18 protein-coding genes are annotated in these 25,332 nt (G+C 65.4%); 7 read left to right on the forward strand and 11 right to left on the reverse strand.

Annotation, left to right across the window (positions count from 1 at the left end):
- Positions 1 to 140: 140 nt before the first annotated feature.
- The gene (locus CYJ10_RS23195; RefSeq protein WP_101683810.1) at positions 141 to 2,309 is read left to right on the forward strand and encodes an alpha/beta hydrolase domain-containing protein; all 2,169 of its coding nucleotides are present in this window, start codon (positions 141 to 143) and stop codon (positions 2,307 to 2,309) included.
- 34 nt (positions 2,310 to 2,343) lie between these two features.
- On the opposite strand, the gene CYJ10_RS23200 is transcribed toward CYJ10_RS23195, so the two are convergent.
- Together CYJ10_RS23200 and CYJ10_RS23205 are read right to left on the reverse strand one after the other, a co-directional pair.
- Entirely contained in the window at positions 2,344 to 2,625 is a 282-nt protein-coding gene (locus CYJ10_RS23200) for a DUF7696 family protein (RefSeq protein ID WP_101683811.1), read from the reverse strand.
- Positions 2,626 to 2,902: 277 nt separating this feature from the next.
- The gene (locus CYJ10_RS23205) at positions 2,903 to 3,529 is read right to left on the reverse strand and encodes a copper resistance protein CopQ (RefSeq protein WP_101683812.1); all 627 of its coding nucleotides are present in this window, start codon (positions 3,527 to 3,529) and stop codon (positions 2,903 to 2,905) included.
- Positions 3,530 to 3,830: 301 nt separating this feature from the next.
- Between CYJ10_RS23205 and CYJ10_RS23210 the strand changes: the two genes are divergently transcribed.
- Both CYJ10_RS23210 and CYJ10_RS23215 read left to right on the forward strand, forming a co-directional pair.
- Positions 3,831 to 6,122: a mechanosensitive ion channel family protein gene (locus CYJ10_RS23210; protein WP_101683813.1), complete on the forward strand. Its 2,292-nt coding sequence runs from the start codon at positions 3,831 to 3,833 to the stop codon at positions 6,120 to 6,122.
- A gap of 385 nt (positions 6,123 to 6,507) precedes the next feature.
- Positions 6,508 to 7,659: a helix-turn-helix transcriptional regulator gene (locus tag CYJ10_RS23215; protein WP_101683814.1), complete on the forward strand. Its 1,152-nt coding sequence runs from the start codon at positions 6,508 to 6,510 to the stop codon at positions 7,657 to 7,659.
- A gap of 54 nt (positions 7,660 to 7,713) precedes the next feature.
- Here CYJ10_RS23215 and CYJ10_RS23220 read toward each other — a convergent pair whose 3' ends face one another.
- The 4 genes from CYJ10_RS23220 to CYJ10_RS23235 form a co-directional block, all read right to left on the reverse strand.
- Positions 7,714 to 9,252 (reverse strand): SpoVR family protein, encoded by a 1,539-nt coding sequence (locus tag CYJ10_RS23220; protein WP_101683945.1) that lies wholly within the window; start codon positions 9,250 to 9,252, stop codon positions 7,714 to 7,716.
- A gap of 64 nt (positions 9,253 to 9,316) precedes the next feature.
- Positions 9,317 to 10,594: a YeaH/YhbH family protein gene (locus tag CYJ10_RS23225; RefSeq protein ID WP_101683815.1), complete on the reverse strand. Its 1,278-nt coding sequence runs from the start codon at positions 10,592 to 10,594 to the stop codon at positions 9,317 to 9,319.
- Between the two features lie 72 nt (positions 10,595 to 10,666).
- Positions 10,667 to 12,589, reverse strand: a complete 1,923-nt coding sequence (locus CYJ10_RS23230) for a PrkA family serine protein kinase (protein WP_101683816.1) — start codon at positions 12,587 to 12,589, stop codon at positions 10,667 to 10,669.
- 882 nt (positions 12,590 to 13,471) lie between these two features.
- A complete protein-coding gene (locus CYJ10_RS23235) occupies positions 13,472 to 14,386 on the reverse strand; it encodes an SDR family NAD(P)-dependent oxidoreductase (protein ID WP_101683817.1) in 915 nt (304 codons plus the stop codon).
- 135 nt (positions 14,387 to 14,521) lie between these two features.
- On the opposite strand from CYJ10_RS23235, the gene CYJ10_RS23240 reads away from it, so the two are divergent.
- The gene (locus CYJ10_RS23240) at positions 14,522 to 15,424 is read left to right on the forward strand and encodes a LysR substrate-binding domain-containing protein (protein ID WP_101683818.1); all 903 of its coding nucleotides are present in this window, start codon (positions 14,522 to 14,524) and stop codon (positions 15,422 to 15,424) included.
- Positions 15,425 to 15,489: 65 nt separating this feature from the next.
- Here the strand turns inward: CYJ10_RS23240 and CYJ10_RS23245 are convergent, their stop codons facing one another.
- Positions 15,490 to 16,494, reverse strand: a complete 1,005-nt coding sequence (locus CYJ10_RS23245) for a tripartite tricarboxylate transporter substrate-binding protein (RefSeq protein ID WP_101683819.1) — start codon at positions 16,492 to 16,494, stop codon at positions 15,490 to 15,492.
- A 265-nt stretch (positions 16,495 to 16,759) separates the two neighbouring features.
- Here CYJ10_RS23245 and CYJ10_RS23250 point away from each other — a divergent pair, with 265 nt between their 5' ends.
- Genes CYJ10_RS23250 through CYJ10_RS23260 form a run of 3 tightly spaced genes read left to right on the forward strand, consistent with a single transcriptional unit; the run spans position 16,760 to position 20,228 of the window.
- Positions 16,760 to 17,929, forward strand: coding sequence for an acyl-CoA dehydrogenase family protein (locus CYJ10_RS23250; RefSeq protein ID WP_101683820.1), 1,170 nt, complete (start codon positions 16,760 to 16,762; stop codon positions 17,927 to 17,929).
- 22 nt (positions 17,930 to 17,951) lie between these two features.
- Positions 17,952 to 19,325: an MmgE/PrpD family protein gene (locus CYJ10_RS23255; RefSeq protein ID WP_101683821.1), complete on the forward strand. Its 1,374-nt coding sequence runs from the start codon at positions 17,952 to 17,954 to the stop codon at positions 19,323 to 19,325.
- Between the two features lie 42 nt (positions 19,326 to 19,367).
- Positions 19,368 to 20,228 carry an FAS1-like dehydratase domain-containing protein gene (locus CYJ10_RS23260; RefSeq protein ID WP_101683822.1) on the forward strand — a complete coding sequence of 287 codons (861 nt, stop codon included), beginning with the start codon at positions 19,368 to 19,370 and terminating at the stop codon, positions 20,226 to 20,228.
- Positions 20,229 to 20,235: 7 nt separating this feature from the next.
- Here the strand turns inward: CYJ10_RS23260 and CYJ10_RS23265 are convergent, their stop codons facing one another.
- From CYJ10_RS23265 to CYJ10_RS23280, 4 genes are all read right to left on the reverse strand, one after another.
- Entirely contained in the window at positions 20,236 to 21,642 is a 1,407-nt protein-coding gene (locus CYJ10_RS23265; protein ID WP_101683823.1) for a DUF1996 domain-containing protein, read from the reverse strand.
- A gap of 125 nt (positions 21,643 to 21,767) precedes the next feature.
- On the reverse strand, positions 21,768 to 23,309 hold the full coding sequence (locus tag CYJ10_RS23270; protein WP_101683946.1) for an acetolactate synthase large subunit: 1,542 nt from the start codon (positions 23,307 to 23,309) through the stop codon (positions 21,768 to 21,770).
- 45 nt (positions 23,310 to 23,354) lie between these two features.
- Positions 23,355 to 24,104 carry a GntR family transcriptional regulator gene (locus tag CYJ10_RS23275; RefSeq protein WP_101683824.1) on the reverse strand — a complete coding sequence of 250 codons (750 nt, stop codon included), beginning with the start codon at positions 24,102 to 24,104 and terminating at the stop codon, positions 23,355 to 23,357.
- Between the two features lie 159 nt (positions 24,105 to 24,263).
- Positions 24,264 to 25,223 carry a VirK/YbjX family protein gene (locus tag CYJ10_RS23280; RefSeq protein ID WP_257993484.1) on the reverse strand — a complete coding sequence of 320 codons (960 nt, stop codon included), beginning with the start codon at positions 25,221 to 25,223 and terminating at the stop codon, positions 24,264 to 24,266.
- Between the last annotated feature and the right edge of the window lie 109 nt (positions 25,224 to 25,332).

Below are 25,332 nucleotides of genomic sequence, written 5' to 3' on the forward strand. Positions count from 1 at the left end.
AGGCGAGCCACCGCTTTTCTGCAGGATCGATCAATCCATTCAAACAATCAATTTATCAGCACAATCCTGGCGGCCTATATTCGAGTCGCCTCCCGCGCATGACGGGACGGTCAATCGAAAACAAAGACGAGGAGACATCGATGGAAGCACGTGCACATGGGCGGCACGCGGCGGCGCTCGCCCTTGCGGCAACGGTAACGTTGCTCGCGGGCTGCGGCGGCAGCGACGACAATGGCAACGGTGGCAGCAATGCCGGTAACAGCGGCACCGGCACGCCGGCTGCCCGCACGCCGGCCGTGACACTGAAGATCACCGGCACGCAGGACTTCACCGGCACCTATGGCAGCGTGGGCCAGTACGAGCAGGTCACCGGCACCGTCAGCGGCGAAGTCGATCCGAAGGACCCGAAGAACGCCATCATCCAGGACCTGGCGCTGGCACCGGTCAACGCCAACGGCATGGTCGAATACGCCGCCGACTTCGTCATGCTCAAGCCGAAGGACATGAGCAAGGCCAGCGGCGTGCTGCGCTACGACGCGCCGAATCGCGGCAACATCCTGACGATGCCCAACCCGACCGCCACGCCCAGCGACGCGGTCTATCTGGAACGCGGCTACGTGCTGCTCTATTCGGCCTGGCAGGGCGACGTGCCCAAGTCCACCGCGGCGCGCCTGACCGTGACCGTACCGGTGGCGAAGAATGCCGACGGCACGTCGATTACCGGCACCTATCGCTCCGAACTGGTGCCCACCACCGCCACCCCGATGATGTCCCTGCCCGGCGGCGTGTTCAACGGCACGATGCTGCCCTACGCGCCCGCCAGCCTCGACAACACACAGCCCGGCTATTCGCTGACCCGGCGCATCAACGAGACCGATCCACGCGTGGCCATCCCGGCCAGCGACTGGAAGTTCGCCAAATGCGACGCCGGCAATCCGTTCCCGGGCACGGCCGACGCCGCCAACGTCTGTCTGCGCGGAGGCTTCGATCCGCAATACCTGTACGAGCTGGTCTACGTGGCCAAGGACCCCAAGGTCATGGGCGTGGGCCTGGCCGCGCTGCGCGATACGGTCAGCTTCTTCCGCAACAAGCCCGTGGATAGCGCCGGCACGCCGAATCCGCTGGCCGGCCGCATCCGGTACGCCATTGGGCAGGGCACGTCGCAGTCGGGCAACGCCATGAAGACGTTCCTGCACCTGGGCTTCAACCAGGCGCTGGACGGCTCGAAGGTGTTCGACGGCATCTACGCCCATGTGGCCGCGCGGCAAACCAATATCAATACGCGCTTTGCAGTGCCCGGCGGCGGTGGCGGCCTGCGCACCGATCACACGGCGTTCGGGCAGACCGCGCCGCGCGGGCTCGATACGAACTACGTGGACGATATTTCGGGCAAGACCGGCGGCGTGATGGCGCGATGCTCGGCCAGCAGCACCTGCCCGAAGTTCTTCCTTGGATTGTCGGGCACCGAGTTCTGGCAGTTGCAGGGCTCGCCGGTGCTGACCGACGCCAACGGCTTCCGCGACCTGAAGCAGCCCGACAACGTCCGCATCTATTACTACACGGGCACCCAGCACGGCGGCGCGGGTGGCGCCAGCAGTATCGCGTTCGCTCCCACGCGCAACGTCTATCCGGCCGGCACGGTGATCCACCACAACGACACCTTCCGCGCGTTGTTCATCGATCTTGAGGACTGGGTGGTCAAGGACACGGCGCCGCCCGCAAGCCAGGTGCCGGCGTTGGCCGACGGCACGCTGGTGCGCCCCGCCAGCCTGACGCTGCCGGCGATGAAGGGCACGAGCTGGCCGGTGTCCGGCGTGTCGACGACGATTCCCGACTTCCAGTACCTGGCGCGCTACAACGGCTACCCGCTGCTGGATTTCGGCCCGCAGTATCGGCGCGAGGATGAATCGGGCATCGCCTCGATCCTGCCGCCCGCCTATCTGAACCGCGACTACGCAATCCTGGTGCCGCAGACCGATCCGTCGACCGGCATTCCGCGTGCAGGCATCCATAGCGTGGAAGCCCGCGCGCCGATCGGCACCAGCCTGGAGTTCAACTACGTGGCCACGGCGGGCATGGTCGACCTGTCCAACCTGACCGGTTCGTTCGTTCCGTTCCACAAGACCGAGGCGGCGCGGGTTGCCGCTGGCGATGGGCGCCCGTCGCTGGAATCGCTCTATACCAACCAGGCCGGCTATGTGGCGTCCGTGACCACGGCGGCCAACGATCTGGTGGCGCAGCGCTTCCTGCTGCAACGCGATGCCGACGCGATCATCGCCCGCGCGGTGGCAAACCCGGTGCTGCCCTAAGGCGGTTCGGGCCGGGTGGCGGGGGTGGCGATGCCTATATCAGGCGCGCGATCGCCTCTGCCCGGATCGATTCGGCCTTGGCCTTCAGGCGCAGCGCGATGTCGGCGCCGCGCTCGGTGGCCACGCGTTCGATAAAGGCGGACCGCAGCACGTCGTTCAGCGTGGCGACGTGCGACGCTTCGCAAAACATCTTCCACGCCATGGGCTGACCGCTGTACTCGTCACGGCGGCGCAGCATCGCGGTGTCGATGGCGGCGGCGATCGCGGCATCGTGCACGATCACGGCTTCGGGGTGGGCGGCAAGGGTCTGGAACATGATGGTCTCCCGGTCGGCTAGTCTGGCGCTGCGTTTCAAATCGTGTGCTCCGATCCGGATCTGCAAACGACATGCCAATATCGGCACGCCAGTGCCATCCCCATACCCGCGTTTCAATTGGCTGCCGGCCAGGCCGCGCCGCAGCGGGGTTCCGGGAATCCTTACCCCACTTCAGACGGGCGCAGCCAGCTCCTGGCAACGGCTGCCAGCGGCCATTCCCCAAACAAAAAAGGCGTTACGGGTTACGTAACGCCTTGCTCGTTTCGGGTAACAGTCATCATGCACGCGCGCCGTCGAGGTACGGGTCGAACGTGCGGGCCGGCGTTGCCGAGACACCCACGTTATCGAGGCCGGCGACGAAGCGGGCACCATCGGTGTACGGGTCTGCATTGCGGGCGCCGTCCAGGTACGGGTCGGTGGCACGTCCGGGCGCTGCCGAGACGCCGGCCTTGTCGAGTCCGGCTACCGTGCGGGCACCGTCGGTGTACGGGTCTGCGTTGCGGGCGCCATCCAGGTACGGGTCGAACGTGCGTCCGGGCGCTGCCGAGACGCCTGCCTTGTCGAGGCCGGCGACGAAGCGGGCACCATCGGTGTACGGGTCTGCGTTGCGGGCGCCGTCCAGGTACGGGTCAAACGTGCGTCCGGGCGCTGCCGAGACGCCTGCCTTGTCGAGACCCGCTACCGTGCGGGCACCTTCCGTGAACGTATCGAGCTTGCCGACGCGGGCGCCATCGCTGAAAACGTCGTGCGTGCGGAATTCATAACCGTACTTGTCGGCCGAAACCGTGGTGCGGAACGTGTAGCCATACTTGTCTGCCGATACCGTTTCTGCCTGCGCGGCGCCCAGGGCGGCCAGCGACAGAACCAGGGTCGAAGCGATCTTGAGGGCGGTGGTCTTGGTCATGATTTCTCTCCGTAAAAGATTTTGCAGATTTATTCAGTTTGTATGAATGGTCCCGGTTCGCGGTGCCGCTGCTTGCTTCTTGTTGTCGCTGCGTTGCGCGCCGTCCATGAACAGAACTATAGACCTGGCACCCCCTGCGAAAGTGATGCATTCACGGACAAGTTGTTCAGTTTTTTTGAATTTAGGGAACTTGCCATAAAGCGCCGTCAAGCCGACGTGCTACCGACAGCCTGCTGCAATGCGCTACAGTGACGCGCATGCTGGCTAACTGACGGCGACCCATACCGCCCGCGTTCCTTACATGCACAGCTCGCGCCCCCCTTTCCTGGCCTGGTTCCAGGCCATCCTGCTGATGCTGGTCCTGAGTGGTCCGGCCTTCGGCGCAGGTTCGCCGCTGCTCAATGCCATCAAGCCCGCCGCCGACAAACCGGCATCGGCGCCCGCCGCCAGCGAAGCGCTGGCCAAATCGCTCGACCAGGTCATTGGCACGCTGCAGAGCGACGCCGAGCGGCAGGCGCTGCTGACGCAACTGCAGACCCTGCGCCGGGGCCTGGATGCCTCTGCCCCGGCTGCAGCCGCCAGCGCGCCGTCCCCCGGGCTGATCGGCGCGGTGGCACAAGCACTGCAGGACATCGACGACACCCCGCACAGCAATCGCGGCCCCTGGCAATACTGGCGCTGGCGCATCCACTTTGCCGGCGAGGAATTGCGCGAGGCCATCACGATTGGCCATACGCGCGCCGCGCTGGAATCGTGGCGCGAATTCGGCATCGTGCTGGCCGGCTGGGCGCTGACGGGCTGGCTGCTGTTCGAGCTTTCGCGCCGGCTGCACCGTAACCGGCTGCGTCGGGCGCGGCCCACCCCGTTGCCGGTGGTGCCGTCCTGGGTGGATGTCGGCATCTATTTCCTGCGCCGGATCGGGCCGTGGATCGTTGCATTCGCGCTCACGGTGCTGCTGGCCTACAAGGTCTTCGGCCGTACGCCCGCCAGCATGGGGGCCGTGCTGGTGGCCTATGCCATCGTGGCCGGCGCGCTGATGTCGGCGGTCTGCCAGGTCATCTTTGCGCTGTTCCAGTCCGGCCACCGCTCGCACGCGGTGCGCGACCTGCTCAAGCATTCGCCGATCCTGCTGTTCGTCACCGGCGCCCTGGCCGCGCTGGGCGAAGCCAATACCGATGCCCGGGTGATTGCCGCGCTGGGCGTGAACCTGTCGGCGCTGGTCAGCACGTTCGCCAATATCCTGGCCGCCGTGCTGATTGGCGTCTTTACCGTGCGGTTCCGCCGGGCCATCGGGCAACTGATCGCTTTCCGCCCCTTTGCCGTCCGCCAGGAACATCCGGCTTTGATGGAGTTGTTGCGCATGGCCGGCCAGGCCTGGTACCTGCCCATGCTGGCGGTGGTGGGGGCATCGGTCATCGGCACCGTCATGGCCACCGGGCGGGCCGACGAATTCCTGCGCCGCGCCGTGGTCACCGTGGCGCTGTTCGTGGGCGCCATCCTGCTGACGCTGGTGGCGGGCCGGTCGCCCAAGGCTGCGGTACGGGCGCCACGGCTGCGCGACCGCCGGCGCTCGGCCTACCTGCGGCGCTTCGGCCGCTTCGGGGTGGCCCTGGTCCGCGTGGTCATCTGGCTGACGTTTCTGGAACTCAACGCGCGCATCTGGGGCACTTCGCTGATGATGCTGGCCGACTCGACCGTGCTGGGGCGCCATATCACGCGGTCCGTGCTCAGTGTGATTGGCGTGGTGCTGCTGGCCTGGCTGATCTGGCTACTGATCGACACGGCCATCACCCAGTCGCTGTCGCCCACCAACAATCGCGCCGCGCAGCCGAGCCTGCGCGCCAAGACCATCCTCCCGCTCGTGCGTAACGCGTCGTTCGTGGCCCTGCTGGTGGTAGCGATGATTGCGGTGCTGGCCAACCTGGGCGTCAATGTCACGCCGCTGCTGGCCGGCGCCGGCGTGGTGGGGCTGGCCATCGGCTTCGGCGCGCAGAGTCTGGTGCAGGATCTGATCACCGGGCTCTTCATCGTGATCGAGGACTCGATCGCCATTGGCGACTCCATCGAACTGCCCGACCATGCGGGCGTGGTCGAAGGCATGACGATCCGCACGCTGCGACTGCGCGATGGCAAGGGCGCCCTGCATACGCTGCCCTACAGCCAGATCAAGGCCGTCAAGAACCTGTCGCGCGACTACGCCTTTGCGGTGTTCAGCGTTTCCATCGCCTATCAGAGCGACTTCGATCGCGCCCTCGAAATCATCCGCGAGACCGGCGCCGAGGTGGCCCGCGACCACCGCTACGCCCGCAACCTGATGTCCGGACTGGACATCCTGGGCCTGGACCGCTTCGATCCGAACGGCCAGGTGGTGCTGGCGCAGTTCAAGACCCGACCGCTGACGCAGGCCGAAATCTCGCGCGCCTTCAACGTCCGGCTCAAGCGCAACTTCGACGCCGAAGGCATCCGCATGGCGGCCCCGTACGTGACCGTGCAGGTCGACGGCGGCAACAACCCGGCCGCCGCCGAAGCCGCCATTTCCGCCGCGGCCGGCGCGGGCGCCGAATTAGTCACCTCGGCGAAGGGCAAGGCTTAGGTTGGCGACACGAATGTGAAGACCAGGGCGCCCCGTTGGGGCGTTGTCGCTTTTGCGCAATGGCGGCGCGTGAACTTAGCCGCGAATCGTTTGAAATACGTGGGTCACCGCATTACTATCTCGCGAACTTCAGCAATCCGCCGCGGCCACCCGCCGCGTGCCCGGATGCCGGAAACGCAGGCGTGGCGCCGGAAACGGCGCGTACACCCCTCCCTTGGCGGGATATTCCGGCACCCTGCTTTTGCAGGATCATCGTCGTACACATTGCCGAGTCCACGCGCTCCCAGTCATTCCGGCCAGGCACTGTGATTACATACAAAAGAATGACCGCGCCTCGACGCAGCGGTCTTGAGGAAAAAGGCGTTTGCCACCGGGGAAAAAAGAAATGGGCGAACACTTGTCTGCCGACGACGTCTTCTATCGTCTGGTCGATTGCATCTACGAATCCGCCATGGACGTGGCGGCCATGCCTGCGGCGCTTGATCTGTTTTCCGATTACACCTGTTCCGCCAGCCCGAGCTACCTGATTTGGGACAAGCTCGCCGGCCAGGCGCGTCTGGGTGTCACGCCGCACGGCTGCTTTACCAGCAGCAGCACCATGCCCGAAAGCATGCGGGCGCTGCCTTCGCATGCCGCACTGGCAACCACTGCCGACGCCGGCATGCTGCCGGGCCCGGACCCCGAGGGCGCCATGCCCTTCGACTGCAATGGGCTGGCCCATGGCATCCGCCTCTTCGACACGCACGATGTCTGTGTCTGGATGAGTGCAACCCCCGGTTGCGACGGCTGCGCCTCGTTCGATTGCAACCGGCGCGTGGCGCAGGTCATGCCGCACTGGGCACGCGCCGCGCGCATGCAGCATCGCAATTTCGAGCTCAGCGGCCTGGCGTCGATGGGACTGGCCGGGCTGGACACGCTCGATTTCGGTGTGATGGTGTTGCAGGCCGATATGCGGGTGCGCTACGCCAACAGCTGGGCCGAGGCCCTGGTGCAGGCCGACTCCAATCTGGCCCTCGACAACGGCGTGCTTTGCGCGCACCCCGAATCGCTGCAATCGGTACTGACCAGGCTGCTCGACAGCGCCGTGCACGGCGGCCGCCATGGCGGCGCGGCGGCGGGATCGTGGATGCATATCACCTCGGGCGGCCAGCCGGTGCCGATCATCGTCATGCCGCTGGTATCGCGCCAGCCGGTGGAAGGCCCGTGGCAGCTGCCGATGGCCATGATGCTGCTGGGCAATTCCGAATCGCGCTCGGTGCTCGACGCCGGCGTGCTGACGTCGCTGTTCGGCCTGTCGCGCAAGGAGAGCATCATCGCCATCCGCCTGGCGGCCGGCGAAACGCTCAACGAAATTGCCGAGCGCGAATTCCTGTCGCCGCACACGGTACGCGTGCATATCCGCGACACGCTGCGCAAGACCGGCACGCACCGCCAGTCCGAACTGGTGCGTCTGCTGCACCTGCTGCCGGGCGTGGATCTGGAACGCGCGGGCGCATGCTCGCCGGCCCGGCCGCGTGGCCAGGCCCGGTCCCGATAACATCCTCCTGTGGATTGCACCCCCGCCTGACGGCGGGGGTCGCGTCAATGACCGCTAGGCCGCCTTGCGCTGCAATTGGTGGCGGCGCTCCGGCTTGCACTCGTACTTGAGTTCGCGCCGGCCATCCTCGTACACCACTTCCAGCCGCACCGTAAAGCCCCACAGCCGCGTGACGTGGCGAATCACCTCGTCAAAGTTCTGCGCCAGCGGACGGCGATCCTGCTGCAGATGGCGCAGCATCAGCGAGCGGTCTCCGCCGATATCGACATTGGTCACCTGGATATTCGGCTCCATGTTCGACAGGTCGTACTGGGTGGCCAGCAGCCGGCGGATCTCGCGATAGCCTTCGTCGTCGTGAATGGCCGTCACCCGCAGCTTGCCCTCGCGGTCGTCGTCCAGCACCGAGAACAGCTTCAGCTCGCGAATCACGCGCGGCGACAGGAACTGCAGCAGGAAACTCTCGTCCTTGAAGTTGCGCATCGCAAAGTCCAGCGTCTGGCGCCAGTCGCTGCCGGCGATCTCGGGGGCCCAGCGCCTGTCTTCCTCGGTCGGGTTCTCGCACATGCGGCGCAGGTCCTGGAACATCAGGAACCCCACCGTGTACGGATTCAGGCCGCTGTAGTACGGGCTGTGGTACGGCGGCTGGTAGATGACGTTGGTATGCGCCTGCAGCAGTTCGAGCATGAACGCATCGTTGACCAGCTTTTCCTCGTACAGCTGGTTGATGATGGTGTAGTGCCAGAACGTGGCCCAGCCCTCGTTCATGACCTTGGTCTGCCGCTGCGGATAGAAGTACTGGGCGATCTTGCGCACGATGCGCACGATCTCGCGCTGCCACGGTTGCAGCTTCGGCGCGTTCTTCTCGATGAAGTACAGCAGGTTCTCCTGCGGCTCGGGCGGGAAGGTCACCTCGTACTCGGCAGCCTCTTCCTCCTCGCGCAACGCATGCGGGCGATGCTTCGGCAGCGTGCGCCACAGGTCGTTGACCTGCATCTGCAGATAGTTCTCGCGTTCTGCCTGGCGCGCCTGCTCTTCGGTGATCGACAGCTTCTTGGGCCGCTTGTAGCGGTCCACGCCGTAGTTCTGCAGTGCGTGGCAGGAGTCCAGCAGCATTTCCACTTCCTGCTCGCCATAGCGCTGCTCGCACTCGGCCACGTAGTTCTTGGCGAACAGCAGGTAGTCGATGATCGCGTCCGCGTTGGTCCAGGTGCGGAACAGGTAGTTGCCCTTGAAGAACGAATTGTGGCCGTAGCAGGCGTGCGCGATGGTCAGCGCCTGCATGGGCATCGTGTTCTCCTCCATCAGGTACGCAATGCACGGGTTGGAGTTGATCACGATCTCGTAGGCCAGCCCCATGTAGCCGCGCTGGTAGCCGCGCTCCGACGCCAGGAAGTGCTTGCCGTACGACCAGTGGCTGTAGCCGACCGGCAGGCCCGCCGACGCATAGGCGTCGAGCATCTGCTCGGCCGTAATGATTTCGATCTGGTTGGGATAGGTGTCCAGCCCGAACTCGCCGGCGATACGGGCGATTTCACGGTCATAGCGCTGGATCAGCTCGAAGGTCCACTCCGAGCCCGTGGAAAGATAGGCCATAGACTTCCCCAGTGACATGCCGGCCCGCGCCGCGCGCAGCACCGGTTTGCTGCCGAATACCCTGCTACCTGCCGGCCGGCCAGGCCGCGCGCTTCTGGAACAGGTCGTGCAACACGGGATAAATCTCGTCCGCACCGATGATGCGCTGCATCGCAAAGTGCTCGAACTGACTCTTCACCGTGAGGTACTCCTCCCAGAGATTCTGCGGCTCTTCCGAAGCCACTTCCACATACGCGTAGTACTGCACCAGCGGCAGGATCGACTCGCGCAGCAGCCGCCCGCACAGTTCGGAATCGCCCGCCCAGTTGTCGCCGTCCGACGCCTGGGCGCAATAGATATTCCACTGGCTCGGCGGATAGCGGTCGTGAATCACTTCCACCATCAGCTTCAGCGCGCTCGAAACGACGGTACCACCGGACTCCCGCGAATGGAAGAAATCTTCCTCCTCCACCTCCTTGGCCACCGTGTGATGGCGAATGAACACCACATCGATGCGTTCGTAGTTCCGTTTCAGGAACAGGTACAGCAGCATGAAGAAGCGCTTGGCCAGATCCTTGCGGCTTTCGTCCATCGACCCGGACACGTCCATCAAGCAGAACATCACGGCTTGCGCCTGCGGCCGCTTCTTGAGCACGCGATTGTTGTAGCGCAGGTCCAGCTTCTCGATGAACGGCACGCGATCCACCTGCGCGCGCAGGTGGCGCATCTTTTCCATCAGCGCCTCGGCCACCGGCGAGTACGGTCCTTCCTTTTCAAGCTCCTCGTTGTACTCGATCTCGAGTTCGTGCAGCCGCTTCATGTAGGGGCTGGACAGCGCGATACGCCGCCCCAGCGAACTGCGCATGGTGCGCAGGATCGACAGGTTCGATGGCGTGCCGTCGATCGAGAAGCCGGCGCGCACCTTGCGCACTTCGGCAATCTTGGCAAGGTGACGCTTGGCCAGATCCGGCAGCGCCATGTCCTCGAAGAAGAAGTTGAGAAAGTCCTCGCGCGACAGGGTAAAGACGAAGTCGTCCTCCCCTTCCCCGCTATCGCTGGCACGTGACCCTGTGCCGCCGCTGCCCTGCTGCTGGCGGTCGAAGCTGTCACCCCGGACGAACTTCTTGTTGCCTGGGTGAATCCATTCCCGCTTGCCGCCCTGGCCGTGGTGGAAGATCGGCTCGGAGATGTCCTTGACCGGTATGGACACCTGGCCGCTCTGCTCGATGTCCATGATTTTCCGGCCGGACACCGCCTTCGCCACCGCTTGCCGGATCTGCTCGCGATAGCGTTTGATGAAGCGTTGCTTGTTGACGGCGCTCTTGTTGCCGCCGTTCTCGCGCCGATCGATGACCGTGCCCATAAGCCGTCCGTTTGCCCTGGAAAGAGGCGCCCGTGCAGGCGCGCCGTGGAAAAAGACCGCGTCCGGCGCAGGCTACGAAGATTTCCTGACGCGCAGATACCACTCCACCAAAAGTCGGACCTGCTTGGGTGTATAGCCTTTCTCAACCATGCGATTGATGAAGTTCTCGTGCTTTTCCTGATCCTCGCGCGACGACTTGGCATTGAACGAGATCACCGGCAGCAGGTCTTCCGTGGTGGAGAACATGCGCTTTTCGATCACCATCCGCAGCTTTTCGTAGCTGGTCCAGACCGGATTCTTGCCCCCGTTGTTGGCACGGGCCCGCAGCACGAAATTGACGATCTCGTTGCGGAAGTCCTTCGGGTTCGAGATACCAGCCGGCTTTTCCACCTTCTCCAGTTCGTCGTTGAGCGCATTGCGGTCCAGGATCTCGCCGGTATTCGGATCGCGATATTCCTGGTCCTGAATCCACAGGTCGGCAAACACCACGTAGCGGTCGAAGATGTTCTGGCCGTACTCGGAATACGACTCCAGGTACGCCGTCTGAATCTCCTTGCCGATGAACTCCACGTAAGGCGTGGTCAGGTACTCCTTGATATACGACATCAACTTGGCTTCCTGCTCCGGCGGGAACTGCTCGCGCTCGATCTGCTGTTCGAGCACGTACAGCAGATGCACCGGATTGGCCGCCACCTCGGTATTGTCGAAGTTGAACACCTTCGACAGCACCTTGAACGCGAAGCGCGTGGACAGGCCGTTCATGCCTTCGTCGATGCCCGCGTAGTCGCGGTACTCCTGATACGACTTCGCCTTCGGATCCACGTCCTTGAGGCTCTCGCCGTCGTAGACACGCATCTTCGAGAAGACGTTCGAGTTTTCCGGATCCTTGATCCGTGTGAGCACGGCGAACTGCGCCATCATCTTCAGCGTGTTCGGCGCGTTGGGCGCCGCCGACAGCGAACTGCTGCGCAGCAGCTTGTCGTAGATCTTCACCTCGTCGGACACGCGCAGGCAGTAAGGCACCTTGACGATATAGATCCGGTCAAGGAAAGCCTCGTTGTTCTTGTCCGCCTTGAACGTCTGCCATTCGGCCTCGTTCGAGTGCGCCAGGATGACGCCATCGAACGGAATCGCGCCGAAGCCCTCCGTGCCCTTGTAGTTGCCTTCCTGCGTGGCGGTCAGCAGCGGGTGCAGCACCTTGATCGGCGCCTTGAACATTTCCACGAACTCGAGCAGGCCACGGTTGGCCAGGCACAGGCCGCCGGAATACGAATAGGCATCCGGATCGTCCTGCGGAAAGTCTTCGAGCTTGCGGATGTCGACCTTGCCGACCAGCGACGAAATGTCCTGATTGTTCTCGTCGCCCGGCTCGGTCTTCGAGATGGCGATCTGCGCCAGCACCGACGGGCGCAGCTTTACCACGCGGAACCTGGTGATATCCCCATTGAACTCGTGCAGCCGCTTGACGGCCCATGGCGACGGAATGGTATTCAGGTAGCGCACCGGAATGCCATAGTCCTCCTCCATGATCTTGCCGTCCTCTTCCGCGGAGAAGAGTCCAAGCGGCGATTCATGGATGGGCGAACCCTTGAGCGCATAGATGGGAATCTCTTCCATCAGCGCCTTGAGCTTCTCGGCCAGCGACGACTTGCCGCCCCCGGGAGGCCCAAGCAGGTACAGAATCTGTTTGCGTTCTTCCAGGCCCTGTGCCGCGTGCTTGAAGAAGGAGACGATCTGCTCGATCGTGTCTTCCATCCCGTAGAAGTCGCGGAACGCCGGGTAGACCCGGATAACCTTGTTGAAGAACAGTCGGGACAGGCGCGGATCGTGGTGGGTATCCACCAGTTCAGGCTGTCCGATAGCGGCGAGCATGCGTTCGGCGGCGGTCGCGTAGGCAGCAGGATCCTTCTTGCAGATCTCCAGGTATTCCTGGATGCTGTATTCCTCTTCCTTGCGAGCTTCGAAGCGCGTGGCGTAGTGGCCAAAAATGTCCATACCTCACTCCCGTCAGAGTCCCACGTCCGAGGCGAAGGTAGTTCTACTCCCCTAAGGCTTCGCGGCAACTTTGCTTTTCCGCCACCCCGGCTTGGTGGTGTTGCCAAGTTGCGAAGTCTTTACTTCATCATAGTCAAATAACGGCGAACGTGAATCCGGAGTTGACCGCGTGTTGCCTGTCCGTTCAGTCGTTGCGATGCACGCTCATGACATGCACGCACTGCGACTGGACACTCGCTTCATCACCCCGCTGCGACGGGCCATCGACCATGCTTGTGACACACATTACACCTTTCACGTGCGTCCTGCACAGCGTGTTGTGTAACGACCGATCAAATCCAGAAACATCTGACACACGCTGTCGGCCATGGTCCTACACCTTGCTTCCACTGTGGATGGATAACGTTTCGCCCGACATCGTGCAAATGCATGATTTGCACCGCATTTCGCATATCGACCTGCGCCATTTCCACTAGAAGGTGCCGTACGTCAGCCCACGCATCGCACTTGTCTGTTTCGCACAGACACCCGATGCGAGCCCTGCGCGCATCATGGCCGCTTCCTGCATCACGCTGCGACCACGCCTGCGACGACGCGCCGCACCCATCAGCACTGTCGGACCGAGAGTGCCAGTCGGCAGACGCGCGACCAACCCGGCCGCGCGCATGCACCGCTTTAGCGTGGAAACCGGACCCGAATCGCACAGTCCGAGTGCGCGAGGCCGCCATGAACGGGGGATGAGCAGAATGCGTGCCACGCACGCGCGAATTGCTGCACCGCAGCGCGTGGCAGAGAAATCGGGAAAGGGGAAAGCCGGGAAAGCGAGGAAAGAAGGCAAGGGCGAAGGCAGGGGCGAGCGCCCCTGGCCTGTATTCAGACCGCTCAGATCGGGTCCCAGTTGATGACGTCGGGCGATCGATCCAGCTTGAAGAAGCTCGAGCGCATCGCCGGCATGGCGATCTCGGCGACGGTCTCCGGCGTCCAGCCCTCGCTGGTATGCACCGACCGCACCGGACGCGGCTGGCTCATCAGCATGATTTCATTGGCGCGCACGGCAAAGATCTGGCCGTTCACCTCGCTGGCCGCGTCGCTGGCCAGGAACACCGCCACCGGCGCAATCTTGCCGGCCTCCATCTTTTGCAGACGCTGCACGCGGGCCTTCTCCTCGGGCGTTTCGGCCGGGATCGAGCTGGTCATGCGGCTCCAGGCAAATGGTGCGATGCAGTTGGAACGCACGTTGAAGCGCGCCATATCCAGCGCAATGGATTTGGACAGCGCGGCAATGCCGAGCTTGGCGGCCGAATAGTTGGCCTGGCCCAGGTTGCCGATCAGCCCCGACGTCGACGTCATGTGAACGTACGCGCCGCTTTCCTGGTCCTTGAAATAGTTGGCGGCCGCGCGGCTGACGAAGAACGTGCCATGCAGGTGCACGTCGATCACCGAGCGCCACTCCTCCTCGTTCATCTTGAAGAACATGCGGTCGCGCAGGTTGCCGGCGTTGTTGACCACGGCGTCGATGCGGCCGAAACTGTCGAGCGCGCACTGGACGATGGCATTGGCGCCCGCCCAGGTGGACACGCTGTCGGTGTTGGCCACGGCCTCGCCGCCGGCCGCGCGGATTTCCTCCACCACACGCTGCGCCGGCCCGGTGTCGCCGCCTTCCCCGCTCATCGATACGCCCAGGTCGTTCGCCACCACGCGCGCACCGGCCGCGGCCATGCCCAGCGCGATTCCCCGGCCGATGCCGCCGCCCGCGCCCGTCACCACCACGACCTTGCCTGCCATCATTCCACTCATCTTCAACTCCTTGCGTGCGAGATTGCCGGGTTCCGGAACGTCACCCGTTCTATTGCCAACGCGGATACGATAAATTGTCGGCGGAGTTTCTGGAATTCACGAATTGCAAAAGTGGGCTTCACGCTCGCTGAACCCATGCACTACGACCTGACCGACCTGCGCCTCTTTCTCAACGTTGGCGAGACCGAGAACCTGACCCGCGCTGCAGAACGCAGCTTCCTGTCGCTGCCCGCCGCCAGCACCCGCATCAAGCAGCTGGAAGAGTCCTTCCAGACCCAGTTGCTGATCCGCCAGGTCAAGGGGGTACGCCTGACGCCTGCCGGCGACGAACTGCTGCGCCATGCCCGCGAGGTGTTCCGCCAGCTGGAATGCCTGCATGCGGACCTGCGCCCCTACGCCAAGGGCGTCAAGGGCCGCGTGAGGCTGCTGGCCAATACCACGGCCACCAATTCGTTCCTGGCAAACGGGCTGTCGCGCTTCCTGTCCGAAAATCCCGATGTCGACGTGGAACTGGAAGAACACCTGTCCGCTGACATCGTCTCGGCGGTCGGCACCGGCGCCGCCGACCTGGGCATCGTGGCCGGGGAAGTTGCCACGGCCGATCTGGACACCATGCAGCTTTGCAGCGACGAACTGATCGTCATCGCCCCGGTCAACCATCCGCTGCCGGCCTTCAAGGCGCTGCATTTCGCCGACCTGCTCGATACCTGCCGCTTCGTCGGCCTGAACCAGTCGTCGGCCATCCAGTCGTTCCTGGATCGTATTGCCAGCGGCATGGGCAAGCGCATCAGCCTGCGCATCCAGGTGGGCAGTTTCGACGCCGTGTGCCGCATGGTCGAGGCCGGTGCGGGCATCGCCATCGTGCCCAATAGCTGCGCACGGCGCTACGCCAGCCGCAAGGTGCTGCGCTTCATCCGGCTCGAAGACGACTGGGCGCGGCGCGAACTGCGCCTGGTGCGCCGGCCCGGCCGCGAGCTGCCGCAGTTCGCGGAAACCCTGATCCGGTATCTGGCCGACGCGGCGCGAGAGCCGGTGTAGGTTGTTTTATGGGCGTACTCCCCTCTCCCACAACGCGGGAGAGGGGAGACAACCCTCAGTCCTTATCAATCCGCGCTCACCCCCGCAGCCTTGATGATCGGCGACCATTTGTCGATCTCCGACGCCAGCCAGCTGTGCAGGCCTTCCGGCGTCTGCTTGTCCGCCGGCACGATCACCGCGCCCAGATCCTTCATGCGCGCCACCACGGCCGGGTCCTTCAGCGCCGTGCGCAGCGCGCCATTGAGCTTGTCGATCACGGCCGGCGGCGTGTTCTTCGGTGCATAGACGCCGTGCCAGACCTTCACCTCGAAGCCCTTGAGCCCGCCCTCGCGCAGGGTGGGTGCGTCGGGCAGCGCCGGAATGCGTTCGGCCGTGGTCACGCCGTACAACTTGACCTTGCCCGATTTGATATGCGGCAGCGTCTGTGTGGTCTGGTCGCAGAGGATATCCACCTGGCCGCCCAGCAGCGCGGTCAGCGCAGGGGCCGTGCCTTGGTAAGGAATGGTCTGCAGATCCACGCCAATCGCCTTCTGGAACAACATGCCGCACAGCTGCGACACGGCGCCCAGGCCGGCGTTGGCCAGGTTCACCTTGCTCTGGTTCTGCTTGATATAGCTGACCAGCTCCGGCAGCGTATTGGCCGGCAGGTCATGGCGGCCCAGCAGCGTCATCGGCACGTCGGCCACCTGGCCCACGAACGAAAAATCGGTCAGCGGCTTGTACGGCAGCTTCGAGTACAGCGCCGGGGCCGTGGCCATGCCGTTGTGGTGGATCAGGATCGTATAGCCGTCAGGCGCGGACTTGGCCACGTAGGCGGCCGATACGGTGCCGCCGGCGCCGAGCCGGTTTTCCACCACCACGCTCTGCCCCAGCGATTTCGACATGGCCGCCGCCACCGAGCGCGCCACCACGTCGGTAGGCCCACCGGCCGCGAACGGCACGACCATCGTGATGGGCCGCGACGGATAGGCGTCCGCCGCCCGTGCGATGTTTGGCGCCGCAACGGCCACGGCGGCCACCGCCAGTGCGGCCCAGGTCACGGTTGCTGAAAGTTGCCGGTAGAACGTCATTCACTGCCTCCTGTCTGGTCTGCGCGCATGACGCGCGTCTGGTTGTCCTGGAATCGTGAGCCGCAGGGTGCAAGCATTGGACGCGGCACACAATTCCGATTTGCCGAAGGGAGGACACGGCCCCGGAAAAGCCACGGGATTACCCTGAGCCGATCCCTGAGGCCATCCCTAAGCCGGGCAGAAGCCGCGCTTCAGCAAATGCGAATGTTGCGGCCGCGCCGGCTCGGGAATAATGGCCTCACCCCCGACATAGACGGACATTGCCATGCACGCTGCACAGGACCAAGACCAGATTTACCCCGAAATCCGCGAGGCCGTACGCGACCTCTGCCTGCAGTTCGACTCCGCGTACTGGCAGCGCATCGAGGAACACAACGGCTTCCCCGAGGAATTCGTGCAGGCGCTGACCCAGGCCGGCTGGCTGTCCGCGCTGATCCCCGAGGCCTACGGCGGCTCGGGCCTGCCGCTGACCGCCGCGTCGGTCATCATGGAAGAGATCAACCGCAACGGCGGCAATTCCGGCGCCTGCCACGGCCAGATGTACGTGATGGGCTGCCTGCTGCGCCACGGCTCCGACGCGCAGAAGCAACGCTGGCTGCCCGGCATCGCCTCGGGCGAACTGCGCATGCAGTCGATGGCCGTGACCGAGCCCACCACCGGCACGGACACCACCAAGCTCAAGACCACGGCCGTGCGGCGTGGCGACAAGTACGTGATCAACGGCCAGAAGGTGTGGATCTCGCGCGTGCAGCACTCCGACCTGATGCTGCTGCTGGCGCGCACCACGCCGCTGGATCAGGTGAAGAAGAAGTCCGAAGGGCTGTCGGTGTTCGTGGTGGACCTGCGCGAAGCCATCGGCAACGGCCTGACGGTCCAGCCGATCCGCAACATGGTCAATCACGAGACCAACGAGCTGTTCTTCGACAACCTGGAAATCCCCGCCGAGAACCTGATCGGCGAGGAAGGCCGCGGCCTCAAGTACATCCTCGACGGCCTGAACGCCGAACGCATCCTGATTGCCGCCGAATGCATCGGCGACGGCTACTGGTTCGTGGAGCGTGCCAGCGGCTATGCGCGCGAACGCATCGTGTTCGACCGCCCGATCGGCCAGAACCAGGGCGTGCAGTTCCCGATCGCCCGGTCCTACGTCAACGTGGAAGCGGCCAGCCTGATGCGCTACAAGGCGGCGCAGCTGTTCGACGCCGGCAAGCCGTGCGGCAAGGAAGCCAACATGGCCAAGCTGCTGGCGGCCGACGCATCGTGGGAGGCCGCCAACGTCTGCCTGCAGACGCACGGCGGCTTCGGCTTTGCCGCCGAATACGACATCGAGCGCAAGTTCCGCGAAACGCGCCTGTACCAGGTGGCGCCGATCTCCACGAACCTGATCCTGTCCTACGTGGCCGAGCACGTGCTCGAACTGCCGCGTTCGTTCTGACCGCCCGACGCCAACGCCGAACATGCCCAACGAAACCTATCCGACGCGCCAGCTCTGCGAGTTCCTGGCGCAACTGAAGCTCTCCGACGTCCCCGCGCCCGTCGTCGAACGCACCAAGGACCTGTTTCTCGACTGGATCGCCTCCGCCATCGCCGGCAAGGACGCGCCGGCCATCCGCCGCATCCAGGAATTTGCCGCCGCCATGGGGCCGCAGTCGGGCGATGCCGAGGTCTTTGTCGACCGCCGCCGCACGTCGCCCTACTTTGCCGCGCTGATCAACGGTGCGTCGTCGCACGTGGTGGAACAGGACGACGTCCACAACGGATCGGTGCTGCACCCGGCCGCCGTGGTGTTCCCGGCCGTGGTGGCCGCCGCGCAGGCCGAAGGCAAGACCGGCGCCGAAGTGCTGCTGGCCTCGATCGCCGGCTACGAGGCCGGCATCCGCATCGGCGAATTCATGGGCCGCTCGCACTACCGCGTGTTCCATACCACCGGCACGGTCGGCACGCTGGCCGCCGCGGCCGCCGTTGCCAAGCTGTACGGCCTGGACGCCGAGGGCATCAACCAGGCGCTGGGCTCGGCCGGCACGCAGGCGGCTGGACTGTGGGAATTCCTGCGCGATGCAGCGGACTCCAAGCAGCTCCATACCGCCAAGGCCGCCGCCGATGGCCTGCAGTCGGCCTGGCTGGCCCGCGCTGGCTTTACCGGTGCGAAGCAGATTCTCGAAGGCGCGCAAGGCATGGCGGCCGGCATGTCCAGCGACGCCAACCCCGCCGCGCTGACCGACGGGCTCGGCACACGCTGGGCCACGGCCGAAACGTCGTTCAAGTTCTTTGCCTCGTGCCGCCACACGCACCCGGCCGCCGATGCGCTGAAGGCGCTGATGCAGCGCGAAGGGCTGCAGGCCGAACAGGTCGACGCCGTGACCGCACACGTGCACCAGGGTGCCATCGACGTGCTGGGCCCGGTGGTCAATCCGGTGACGATCCATCAGGCCAAGTTCTCGATGGGCACCGTGCTGGGCCTGGTGGCCGTGCATACGCATGCCGGCCTGGGCGAATTCGAGCAGCACGCGCTGCAGGACCCACGCATCGCGGCGTTCTGCAACAAGGTGACGATGGCGCTGGACGACGAGATCAACGCCGCCTATCCGCGCCAGTGGATTGGCCGCGTGACGGTGCGCACCACCGATGGCCGCTCGCTGGAGGCGCGCGTCGATGTGCCCAAGGGCGATCCGGACAACACGCTGTCGCGTCCGGAACTCGAAGCCAAGGCGATCCAGCTGGGCGCGTTCCGCCACGGCGCCAGCGAGGCCGAGATGCGCACCATCATCGACCGCGTGTGGCATCTGGACCAGCAGGCCAACGTCAACGACTGGCTGCCGACGTCGCGCTAGTCGCTTACCGATTCGCCAACCGCCAACCGATTACCCATCGCCATGACCACCCTTACGCTAGAACAACTGCGCGAATGGATCGGCCGTTCGGAGTCGCGCACCGAGACGCTCGCGGCCGAGCCGGTCCAGGCGCTAGCGGCCACCTTCGATCTCGATGGCGCCGCCATCGCCAGCCAACCCCTGCCCCCGCTGTGGCACTGGCTGTACTTCCTGCCCCGTGCCCCGCAGCACACGCTGGGGCAGGACGGCCATCCCACGCTGGGCGGGTTCCTGCCGCCCGTGCCGTTGCCGCGCCGCATGTGGGCGGGCAGCGACCTGTCCTTCCACCGTGGCCTGCGGGTCGGTGACACGGTCACGCGGACGTCGACCATCACCGACGTCCAGCACAAGGCCGGCCGCACCGGCGAGCTGTATTTTGTGTCGGTCGATCACGTGTTCACGGTGGGCCGCGAAACGGCGCTGACCGAGCGGCACGACATCGTCTACCGCGCCATGCCGCCGAAGGGGCAGCCGCAGCCACCGCGCCCGGCGCTGGCACAGACCGCGCAGTTCGGCCGCACGCTGCAGGCGGACCCGGCGCTGCTGTTCCGCTTCTCCGCGCTGACGTTCAACGCCCACCGCATCCACTACGACCTGGACTACGTGCGCGACGTGGAAGGCTATCCCGGCCTGATCGTGCATGGCCCGCTGCAGGCCATGCTGATGCTGGAACTGCTGCGCCACGAACGCCCCGGCGCACGCGTGAAGCGCTTCGGCTTTCGCGGGCTGGCGCCGCTGTTCCACCAGGATACGGTGGCCGTGGGCGGCGCCGACGACGCCGGCACGCCGGGCAAGGTGCTGCTGTGGACCGGCGACAATGCCGGCGGCCAGGCCATGTCCGGCTGGGCCGAGACGGAAGCCTGAGCCTGGCCTAATAGTTGAGCGGATTCAGGGTCATCATCAGCTGAAGCGGCGGGTTGTCGGCGTCGCGGCTGCCGAATTCGTAGATGCGGTCGCCGTTGCCGCGCAGGCAGAACGCGATGGTGTCCTTGCCTTCCGCGATGGCTTCGTTGATGGCCTTGCTCACCTTGAACGTGCGGTACTGGATCGCATTGTCCAGGTACATGTCGGTCATGGTGCCCTGGCAGGGCGGCGCATTGTTGGCCGTGATCGTGTCCTCGGTCCAGTCCGTCGACACCCGGTACAGGCGGATGATGGCAGCCGTCTTGTCGGTGGTGTTGCCGCCGTACACCCGCAACTGGTAGTCGGGCGTGAAGCGCGCCGGCACGTTGACCGCGCCCTGCGGGATGCGGAACTTCATGTAGATCATCGCCTCCGTCGCGGTACCCCCGGGACGATGGGCGTACAGCGACAGATCGTTGCCATAGTTCTTGTCCGCCGTGTCACCGCCGCGTACCGTGGCGTCGCCAAGCGGCTCGCTGTACGCGTAGGGCACCTGCTTGTTGCAGAGCCGGCCGGCGTTCAGGCAATAGTCGGCCATGTAGCGCAGCGACTCCTCGCGCCATCCGTTGAAGAAATCGGCGTGCGCGGTATAGAGCGTGCCCCAGTTCTGCGCCACCACCCTGCCCAGCGCGTCGAGCGTGGGGTCCATCGACAGCCGGGCCTCGGTCAGGTCCGTGACCTGCCCGATCCTGTAGGCCAGGTTGAAGTTCACCTCGGGGATGTGGATCGGATGGGTGGTCGGGCAGACGCCCTGCTTGTCCGGATACACCACGTTCTCGATCACGCCTTTTACCGGCGCCAGGTTCCTGCCGTCCCAGCAGGTCGGGAAGTAGATGCCGATGTTGAACTGGGTACCCTTCTCCGGATCGGGCACGCAGTTGGTGGGAATCGTGTTGGTATAGCCGCGCCCGGTGCAGAGGAACGAGATCCTCGGATTGGGCAGCGCGCCGTTGTGGTCGCCGGCCAGCATCCGCAAGCCCGCCGGCAGCGGTTCCACGCGCACGCGCCGCGACGACGGGATGGCCTCGTTCGTGTAGTAGGTCTTCTGATACTTGGGCGGCACCATCGTGCCATCGGGCAGCTTCAGCGCGGGGGCCCAGTACGCTGTGGTGTCGGCCGCGTTCTCGCACGTCGTGCCGTGTTCCGTGCGCAGCGTCTCCGGCGTCGACAAGGCGTTGGCCGTGGTGTTGCCGAGAAAGTCGTGGGTCATGGCGATCCCGGGCCTGCCCGGGTAGACGATCGGATCGTCCGCCAGCGTGTGAGAGTACTCGCAGATGACCGTGGCATCGGCATTGGCCACTGTTTGCGCGGCCACGCCGCCCGTCATCGCCAGGCCGCAGCAAAGCGCGGCCAATCGCAGTCCCGATACCATCATGATGTGCCCCCTTGGACGAAGTACGCAGGGTCATGCTGCTGCGCGCCCGTCCGGGGGGCAATGGAACATCATGGATCAGCCACGGCCCATGCCGGGGCCGGGCTGTGGTCGGGTGACAGGCCCGCTCAGATCACCAGTTCGATCAGGAACGGTCCCTTGCGCTGGTTGGCCTGCTGGAACAGGTCGTTGAAGGTGTCCATGTTGTCGGCGCGTGCCGCCTCGACGCCCATGCCGTTGGCCATCTTGACCCAGTCCAGGTCCGGATTGCCGATGTCCAGCATGTCCATCGCGGTCTTGCCGGGGTTGGCACCGACGCCGGCCAGTTCGCCCAGCAGGATGGCGTACTTGCGGTTGGCCAGCAGCACGATGGTGACATCGAGCTTTTCGCGCGCCATGGTCCACAGCGATTGCAGCGTGTACATGCCCGATCCGTCGGCCTGCAGCGCCACCACGCGGCGGTCCGGCGCGGCGATGGCGGCACCCGTTGCCAGCGGCAGCCCGGCGCCGATCGCGCCGCCGGTCAGCTGCAGCCAGTCGTGCGGCGCGGCGTGGACGGTGCCCGGATAGAACGCGCGGCCAAAGCTCACGCTTTCCTCCACCACCACGGCGTGCTCGGGCAGCAGCGCGGTCAGCGACTGGGCCACCGATTCGGACGTGATCGCACCCCTGGCCGCTGCCACGGGCATCGCCGCCGACGCGGGCAGCTGCGCGTTGCGCGCGCCCAGTTCATCGACCAGGCGCGTCAATGCTTCGCCAAGGTCTTCCTCGGCGCGGGCCAGCACATGGATCGTCGCATCCTCGGGATACGGGCGCGGCGACTTGCCGGGATAGGCGAAGAACGTGACCGGGGGCGGCGCGCCCACCAGGATCACGTTGCGAATGCCGGCCAGCTTCTGGCGCGCGGCGTCGCCCGAGTACGGAATCCGGTCGATCGCCAGCCGGCCCCGGCCACGCGTCACACGCGCGTTCGACATAGGCGTGATCAGGCGTGCATCGGTGGCTGCCGCGATGCGGTGGGCATCGGCCAGTGCGCCTTCGCGCAGCGCGCTGCCGGCCAGCACGATCAGCGTGGGCTGGCCGCTGCGCAGCATGCGCGCGGCATTCTGCACGGCGTCCGGCGACACCTTCGGCACGGCCAGCGGGGGCAGCGGCGCGGCCACCTGGCCGCCCTCATCCCAGCACACGTCGGACGGCAGGATCAGGCTGGCCACGCCACCCGGCGCGCTGCGTGCCGCCTGCACGGCCACGGCGGCATCGGCACCCACCGACGCGGCGTGGGTAGCGGTGCGCGTCCATACCGATACGGGCCGCGCCCAGCCTTCGGTATCGGCCGTCAGCGGCGCATCCAGCGGGCGGTGGTACGTGGCCTGGTCGCCAATGATGTTGACGATCGGCGTCTGCGCGCGGCGCGCGTTGTGCAGGTTCGCCAGGCCGTTGGCCAGGCCGGGGCCGCAATGCAGCAGCGTGGCGGCAGGCTTGTCGGCCATCCGCGCATAGCCATCGGCGGCGCCGGTGACCACGCCCTCGAACAGGCCCAGCACGCAGCGCATGCCGGGGATGCGGTCCAGGGCGGCCACAAAGTGCATCTCGCTCGTGCCGGGGTTGGCAAAGCAGGTATCCACGCCGCAGGCCAGCAGCGTCTTCACCAGGCTTTCTGCGCCGTTCATCTTGTCTTGTGTCTCCATCTTGGGTTCCGTGCGGGTTGGCGGTTGTCAGCAACGATTGGCGAGCAGGTCGAAATCCAGGCAGACGTACTCGGTGGGAAATTCGATACGCGCGTAATAGACGATCACATCGTCGACGCAGGCAAAGCGGCGCAGTTCGGCCACGGGCGCGCCCACGGCCAGTTCCAGCGCGCCGGCGCACTCCGCGCCAGCCGGCACGATGGACAGGCGCTGGCGGGCGGCATTGACCTTGACGCCGGGAAAGCGGTCGAGCACGGGCACCGAAGCGCCCTGGCGGAATGCCTCTGGCTCGCGCGCAAACACATCGGCGGCGATATAGACCTCGCCCACCGCGAAGGGCCGGCCTTCCAGACGGTGCGCGCGGCGCAGGAAGTGGTAGGCGTCGGCTCGCCGGGCATCGCATGGCATGCCCAGATCCTCGGGCAGATCGACGTCCGCGGTGGATTCCACCATGGCTTCGGTGGATAGCTGGTCACCCACCGCAACGGCCTGGTCCCAGCTGACCGGCAACGCCAGCGGGCGGCGCGGGCGGCCCGCGGCTTTCACGAAGGTGCCGCGCCCGCGCGATCGCGCCACGAGTCCTTCGGCATCGAGCTGGGAAATGGCGTGATGCATCGTCATCCGCGCCACGCCGTACTGGCGGCACAGGGCATCGAGCGATGGCAGCTGCTCGCCCTGGCGCCACGCGCCGCTTTCGATCTGGCGGCGGAATATCGTGGCGAGCTGCAGGTAGACGGGCTCGCGGCTGCGGGAGAGAAGGTCGGTGGCGTCCGGCATCGGGGGCGACTTGGCGCGGCCGGCCGGCGCATGACCGCGCCGGCGCTTCAGGCCGATACCGGACTCTATTAAAAGTCTAGCTGGCTAGACTACTAGGGTTTACGCCCCGCCCGTTCCACCCTGCGGGCCGGGCGTGCCTGATCGCGGCGACGACGCAACTCAGGCCGCTGGAATGGCCACCAGCGCAAACCCGTCGTTGCTCGCCGCCTCGGCCTCCGGACGCAGGCCCAGGGCGACCGCGTGGCGGATCGATGCCGCCAGCGCCTGCTTGCGGCGCCAGGCCGAACGCTTCTTCGATGCCACTTCCGAAATGTCGCGCTCGGGCTGCTGCACCGGCACGTCGAAATCCCCGTTGGGCAACGCCGTGCCGTGGTATTCCGTCCAGAAGCTCTCGTAGTCCGCCTGAATCTCGCGCGGTCGGTGGCGCTGGCGCCCCACGTGGTTGGAACGCGATACCGCCACGACACGGCATGCGCCGACCTGGCTGGCCAGCGCCAGCAGGGCCTGCATGAGGGCGTCCTTGGGCCGGAGTCCTTCGCACGCCTTGGTGGCGGCGCGAATCCAGTCCAGGCTGGCGTGATGCATCGGACCTTGCAACCCACCTATATAGAGTTCCACGCCATCGGCGGCGCGCCGCAGGTAGAAACTCAGTTGCGCCAGGCTGGCCCCCGTTTCGTTGTCGATCCAGTAGAGCCCGAGTTCGCCTTCCTTGGGATTCGGCCCGGCGTCGGTCAGCCGCAACGTGTAGCGGCCATCGCCGAAAGTCCAGTCCAGCCCGCCGCGCAGATAGATACGGTCGCAGACGCAAACCGGCAGCGCCTCGCGCATGACCGCAAAGTGCTCCAGTACCATCCGGGCGCGTTCGCCAAACCCAAGCCCATAGGCGCCGAGCGGCCGAAACGGCTTTTCCAGCATGAGCGGACGCGCGGCGATCACACGCTGCAGCAGCGCGCACGACGCGGCAGCGCGCAGCCACGGCTGGGCGGCACTGCGCCGGACGGCGGAAAGCGCTACCAGCTTGATGCGGCGCGACAGCCATTTGCGACTGCCCGCTGGATAGCAAAATGCTGAAACCGAAGCGACTGTGCCGAGATAGCGCACATAATCGCCCGGCAGCACGTAAAGGAATCCCCCTGCGTGAGCCTGAAGGCCCTGCAGACATGAAACTGGTCCATGCACGACTGACTGCTCCCCTGTTTGGCGTGCCGGCCTTTCTTCGAGACCTGAT

It is taken from the genome of Cupriavidus pauculus (assembly GCF_002858765.1).
Lineage (GTDB): Bacteria > Pseudomonadota > Gammaproteobacteria > Burkholderiales > Burkholderiaceae > Cupriavidus > Cupriavidus pauculus_B.

Bases quoted from the DNA above. Each gene is read 5' to 3' on its own strand.
- CYJ10_RS23195 (WP_101683810.1), top strand. From the start codon at position 141: ATGGAAGCACGTGCACATGGGCGGCACGCGGCGGCGCTCGCCCTTGCG.
- CYJ10_RS23200 (WP_101683811.1), bottom strand. From the start codon at position 2,625: ATGTTCCAGACCCTTGCCGCCCACCCCGAAGCCGTGATCGTGCACGAT.
- CYJ10_RS23205 (WP_101683812.1), bottom strand. From the start codon at position 3,529: ATGACCAAGACCACCGCCCTCAAGATCGCTTCGACCCTGGTTCTGTCG.
- CYJ10_RS23210 (WP_101683813.1), top strand. From the start codon at position 3,831: ATGCACAGCTCGCGCCCCCCTTTCCTGGCCTGGTTCCAGGCCATCCTG.
- CYJ10_RS23215 (WP_101683814.1), top strand. From the start codon at position 6,508: ATGGGCGAACACTTGTCTGCCGACGACGTCTTCTATCGTCTGGTCGAT.
- CYJ10_RS23220 (WP_101683945.1), bottom strand. From the start codon at position 9,252: ATGGCCTATCTTTCCACGGGCTCGGAGTGGACCTTCGAGCTGATCCAG.
- CYJ10_RS23225 (WP_101683815.1), bottom strand. From the start codon at position 10,594: ATGGGCACGGTCATCGATCGGCGCGAGAACGGCGGCAACAAGAGCGCC.
- CYJ10_RS23230 (WP_101683816.1), bottom strand. From the start codon at position 12,589: ATGGACATTTTTGGCCACTACGCCACGCGCTTCGAAGCTCGCAAGGAA.
- CYJ10_RS23235 (WP_101683817.1), bottom strand. From the start codon at position 14,386: ATGAGTGGAATGATGGCAGGCAAGGTCGTGGTGGTGACGGGCGCGGGC.
- CYJ10_RS23240 (WP_101683818.1), top strand. From the start codon at position 14,522: ATGCACTACGACCTGACCGACCTGCGCCTCTTTCTCAACGTTGGCGAG.
- CYJ10_RS23245 (WP_101683819.1), bottom strand. From the start codon at position 16,494: ATGACGTTCTACCGGCAACTTTCAGCAACCGTGACCTGGGCCGCACTG.
- CYJ10_RS23250 (WP_101683820.1), top strand. From the start codon at position 16,760: ATGCACGCTGCACAGGACCAAGACCAGATTTACCCCGAAATCCGCGAG.
- CYJ10_RS23255 (WP_101683821.1), top strand. From the start codon at position 17,952: ATGCCCAACGAAACCTATCCGACGCGCCAGCTCTGCGAGTTCCTGGCG.
- CYJ10_RS23260 (WP_101683822.1), top strand. From the start codon at position 19,368: ATGACCACCCTTACGCTAGAACAACTGCGCGAATGGATCGGCCGTTCG.
- CYJ10_RS23265 (WP_101683823.1), bottom strand. From the start codon at position 21,642: ATGATGGTATCGGGACTGCGATTGGCCGCGCTTTGCTGCGGCCTGGCG.
- CYJ10_RS23270 (WP_101683946.1), bottom strand. From the start codon at position 23,309: ATGAACGGCGCAGAAAGCCTGGTGAAGACGCTGCTGGCCTGCGGCGTG.
- CYJ10_RS23275 (WP_101683824.1), bottom strand. From the start codon at position 24,104: ATGCCGGACGCCACCGACCTTCTCTCCCGCAGCCGCGAGCCCGTCTAC.